Below are 4,353 nucleotides of genomic sequence, written 5' to 3'. Positions count from 1 at the left end.
CTGGCTGGAGGTCCTCGCGGAGGCCGACGTGGACCTGTTGGCGTTCGCCGCCGTTCCGTTCGGACCGCACCGGATGGAGCTCACGTTGTTCCCCGCCGACCTGGACGCGCTGCGCGCCGCCGGCCTCGACCAGGGCTGCGACCTCGTGGGGCCCTACCACGCGCTGCTCGTGCAGGGCGACGACCACCTGGGCGCCCTCGCGCGGGTGCACCGCGACCTGCACGAGGCCGGCGTCGAGATCTACGCCACGAGCGGCGTGACCGACGGACGGGGTGGGTTCGGGTACGTCGTGTACGTCCGCGAACGCGACGCGGACGCCGCCGCCGACGTCGTCCGGGCGGTCGCGACCGAAGCCCCCTGACGGACGTGCGTCGGGCCGCGACGGCGGGCCCCCGCGGGGCGTAGCATCGGTTCGCGGCCGGCCGGCCGCGAGGAGGTACGCCATGGCGTTCGCCCCGTCCGACATGAAGATCCGCAGCTCCGCGTTCGAGTACCACAAGGCGATCCCGTCCCGCCATGCGGGCGACGGGGAGAACCTCAGTCCGCCGCTGCACTGGGAGGGCGTCCCGGAGGGGACGCGCAGCTTCGCGCTGATCTGCCACGACCCCGACGCGCCGCTCGTGAAGAACGGAACGTACGGCTTCGTGCACTGGTTGGTCTACGGCCTGCCCGGCGACCTGCGGGCGCTCCCGGAGGGGGCGCAGGTCGGGACGCACGGCGTCGCGGACCACGGTGAAGCGAGCTACACCGGCCCACTGCCGCCCGAGGGGCACGGCAAGCACCACTACTACCTCTGGTTGTTGGCGCTCGACGCCGACCTGGACCTGCCCCCCGGCCTGGACCTCCCGACGCTCCTGCGCGAGGTCGAGCCGCACCTGCTGGGCATGAGCCGCCTCGTCGGAACGTACGCCCGGGACTAGTTCGCACGCCCACCGGCCGGAGGTCGGCGGGAGCGCGTCACGCCCCGCCGTGGAGCCCCTACGGCCCCTGCCGCCGCCGTGAAGCGCACGACGTCCCCCGCGCGCAGCTGCGCGGCGCGGGGCACGTCGGCGGGGTGGAGGCGCGCCGGGAGCGCGTACCCCCCGAGCGACCCGCGGTCGTGCAGCAGGATCGTGGGGGCGCCGTCCGGCGGGACCTGCACCGCCCCGAGCGGCGTGCCCTCCGACGTCCCCTGCCCGCCGGGCACGACCGGACCGGCGAGGCGGACGCCGGTCCGGTCGCCCGTCCGCACGACGAAGCGTCCCGCGAGGAGCGCCGCGACGGCGTCGGGGTCCGGGTGCGGACCCGGGAGGAGGCGGAGCGGCGTGACGCCGCCCGGCGCGGGGGGTGGCGCGAAGGCGCGGACGGCGTAGCCGGGGCGGGCGCGGTGGGGCGCCGCGACGCCCAGCACGTCGCCCGCCGCCAACGGCCGACCGATGCGGCCGCGCAGGTCGACCGACGCCGACCCGAGGAAGGTGCCCGATGCGAGGCCTCCGGCCAGCGCCAGGTAGCCCCGCGCGCCGGGCGCGCCGGGCGCGAGGTGCAGCACGTCGCCGCGCCGCAGGGCCACCGCGGTGCCCTCGGGCCACGGGACGCCGTTCCGGAGGGGGCGGACGCCACCCCCGGCGAAGGCGACGACGACGTCGTCCAGGACCCGGAGGCGCGGTCCGGCGGCGGTGACCTCGAGGAGCGGCGCGCCGGCGGGGGTGCCGACCGCGCGGAGCGCGCGGACCGCGGCGGGGGCGTCGAGCGGTCCGCCGCGCGCGAGCCCGTAGCGGCCGGCGAGCGGCCGCCCGGCGTCGACGACGAGATCCGCGAGGCCGGCCTCGAGCACCTCGAGGCGCGGGTGGGCGGGGGTCTCGGGACGCAGCGCGAGCGGCGCCGGGTCGGGCGGCGTGGGGCCGTCGGCGGGCTCGAAGCGGACCGTGTCGCCGGGCCCGACGAGGAACGGCTCGGCGCGGGTGGGGGCGTACGCCGCCTCGAGGGCGGTCCCGAGCAGGTGCCACCCGCCGGGCGAGGGCGCGGGGTAGATCCCGGTCTGTGCGTCGGCGATCGCGACGGCGTGCGCCGGGACGCGGGCGCGGGGGCGGGCGCGACGGGGCAGCACCAGCGTCGGGTCGAGGCCGGTGAGGAAGGGAAAGCCGGGCGTGAAGCCCAGCGCCGCGACGCGGTAGGTGGGGGCGGCGTGGCGGGCGATCACGTCCGCGACGCTCAGGTCGAGCGCGTCGGCCACGGGCGCGAGGTCGGGCCCGTCGTAGCGGACGGGGACGCGCACCGCGCGGCCGGCCGGGGCGGTGGCGCGCCCGGCGGCGGTCGCGAGGCGCGCCTCGAGCACGGCGTCGGGGAGGACGTCGCCGTCGCTCTCGACGTGGACCGAGGCGTAGCCGGGCACGACGTCGAGGAGGCCGGGGAGCGGGTCGTCGAGCAGCGCCGCGGCGAGCGCCTGCGCCGCGACGCCGTCGCGCCCCTCGACGCGCACGGTGCGGCTGCGGATCGCGGCGGGTCGGGGTGGGGTGCGGGTCACACCGGCCGCACCGCGACGCCGTCGGCGTCGAGCGCCGCGCGGATGGCGCGGGCGATCGCGAGGGCGTGGGGGCCGTCGCCGTGGATGCAGAGCGTGGCGGCGCGGACCGTGACCTCGCCGCCGTCGACGGCGGCGAAGGGCGTGCCGTGCACCATGGCCCGCGCCCGCGCCGCGGCGGTGGCGGGGTCGTGCACCAGCGCGCCCTCGGTCCCGCGCGGGGCGAGGCGTCCGTCGGCGAGGTAGCCGCGGTCGGGGAACCCCTCCTCCGCGGTGGGGAGCCCGGCGGCGTGGGCGGCGGCGCGCTGGACGTCGCCGCCCGGCCCGGCCAGCACGACGAGGGGCAGGGTCGCGTCGAACGTCGCGACGGCGCGGGCGACGGCGTCGGCGGCGTCGGGGTCGGCGGCGGTGCGGTGATGCAGCGCGCCGTGCGGTTTGACGTGGTGCAGCGCGAGGTCCTCGGCGGCGAGGACGCCGGCGAGCGCCCCGAGTTGGTAGAGCACGGCGTCGTGGATCTCCGTCGGCGTCATCGCCAGCGCGCGACGCCCGAACCCGACGAGGTCGGGGTAGCCGGGGTGGGCGCCGACCGCGACGCCCGCCTCGCGCGCGAGGCGGGCGGTGCGCCGCATCGTGCTCGGGTCGCCGGCGTGCACGCCGCAGGCGACGTGCGCGCTGCTGAGGTGCGCGAACAGGGCGGCGTCGTCGCCCATCGGCCAGGGGCCGAACGCTTCGCCGGCGTCGGCGGCGAGGTCGACGGTCGGGGGGGATGGGGCCGTGATCGCCATGCGGCAGGGTAGCGCGGCGCCGCGCCGTGCGCCCCTCCGCATTCCCGAGTGCGCGGGTAGGAATGTCCCTGGGTGGGGCCCCGGATCGCCAGGCACACTCGCCCCATGGAAAAAGTTGAGCCCAGGACTCCAGTTTCCGCGTCGGCGGTGACGCCCGACGGCGCCGCGACCCGCGACGGACCCTGCGAGGTCTGCGGGCTCGACCAGCTGGCCTGCGGGCGGGCGGCGCGCATCGTGAAGCTCGCCGGCGCCCCGCGCACCGTCAAGCGCCTCCTCGCCCTCGGCGTGCGTCCGAGCACGGTCTGCCACGTGGTCGGTCGCTCGCCGAACCAGGGCCCCCTGCACCTCCGCGCCGGCTCGGTCCACGTCATGGTCCGCGCCGACGACGCCGCCCACATCCTCGTCGACGCCGACCCGCACGACGACGCCCCCGAGGAGGTCACCCCGTGAACGCCTGCCGCTTTTGTGGTCTCGCCAAGACCTGTTCGCTGGCCGGCACGATCGCGGCCGGCGACGCGAACGTCCCCCGCCGCTGGTACCTGGTCGGCACCCCGAACACCGGGAAGACCAGCCTCGTCAACGCCCTCGCCGGCGCGAACCTGGAGATCGGCAACTGGAGCGGCACGACGATCGAGGTCGCCAGCGCGTCGGCGCACCTCGCGTGCGGCACCGTCGAGTTGATCGACCTCCCCGGCGCCTACACGCTCGCCGGCAGCGCCCCCGACGAGGAGATCGTCCTCCCCGCCCTCGACGGCGACGACGACGCCCTCGTCGTGAACGTCGTGGACGCCACGAACCTCGAGCGCGACCTGACCCTCACCGCGGAACTCGTCGAGCACGGCCGCCCGATGGTCGTCGCGGTCAACCTCGCCGACCAGGCCCGCAAGACCGGTCGCGAGGTCGACCCGGCCGCCCTCGAGGCGGCGTTCGGGGTGCCCGTCGTCGAGGTCGCCGCGAACACCGGTGGCGGCGTCGGCGCGCTCGTGTCCGCCGCGTCGCGCGCGGCGGTCGGGCAGGTCGACGTGCCCTACCCCGAGGCGGTGGCGCGCGCCGCGGGTCGCCTCCAGA

Annotated in this window: 6 protein-coding genes; 4 read left to right on the top strand and 2 right to left on the bottom strand. The window is 77.8% G+C overall.

All coding sequences use genetic code 11. The features are described 5' to 3' along the window. On the top strand, positions 1-361 hold a 361-nt coding region (locus tag RI554_10615), incomplete at its 5' end, for a hypothetical protein (protein MDR9392468.1). An 82-nt stretch (positions 362-443) separates the two neighbouring features. Beyond that, positions 444-920, top strand: a complete 477-nt coding sequence (locus RI554_10610; protein MDR9392467.1) for a YbhB/YbcL family Raf kinase inhibitor-like protein — start codon at positions 444-446, stop codon at positions 918-920. Here the strand turns inward: RI554_10610 and RI554_10605 are convergent. Further along, positions 917-2,503: a carboxyltransferase domain-containing protein gene (locus RI554_10605; protein ID MDR9392466.1), complete on the bottom strand. Its 1,587-nt coding sequence runs from the start codon at positions 2,501-2,503 to the stop codon at positions 917-919. The genes RI554_10610 and RI554_10605 overlap by 4 nt on opposite strands. Then, on the bottom strand, positions 2,500-3,285 hold the full coding sequence (locus tag RI554_10600) for a 5-oxoprolinase subunit PxpA (protein MDR9392465.1): 786 nt from the start codon (positions 3,283-3,285) through the stop codon (positions 2,500-2,502). Before RI554_10600 ends, RI554_10605 begins: the two co-directional genes overlap by 4 nt. A gap of 105 nt (positions 3,286-3,390) precedes the next feature. Here RI554_10600 and RI554_10595 point away from each other — a divergent pair, with 105 nt between their 5' ends. Together RI554_10595 and RI554_10590 are read left to right on the top strand one after the other, a co-directional pair. Then, on the top strand, positions 3,391-3,735 hold the full coding sequence (locus RI554_10595) for a FeoA family protein (protein MDR9392464.1): 345 nt from the start codon (positions 3,391-3,393) through the stop codon (positions 3,733-3,735). After that, positions 3,732-4,353: FeoB small GTPase domain-containing protein (locus RI554_10590; protein ID MDR9392463.1), on the top strand; the 622-nt coding region annotated here is incomplete at its 3' end. The genes RI554_10595 and RI554_10590, both read left to right, overlap by 4 nt.

It is taken from the genome of Trueperaceae bacterium, from assembly GCA_031581195.1.
Taxonomy (GTDB): Bacteria; Deinococcota; Deinococci; order Deinococcales; family Trueperaceae; genus SLSQ01.
The sequence above is the reverse complement of the archived record's forward strand: the minus strand, read 5'-3'. Positions and strand labels throughout refer to the sequence as shown.

Coding starts and splice junctions, on each gene's coding strand:
- RI554_10610 (MDR9392467.1), top strand. CDS start 444: ATGGCGTTCGCCCCGTCCGACATGAAGATCCGCAGCTCCGCGTTCGAG.
- RI554_10600 (MDR9392465.1), bottom strand. CDS start 3,285: ATGGCGATCACGGCCCCATCCCCCCCGACCGTCGACCTCGCCGCCGAC.
- RI554_10595 (MDR9392464.1), top strand. CDS start 3,391: ATGGAAAAAGTTGAGCCCAGGACTCCAGTTTCCGCGTCGGCGGTGACG.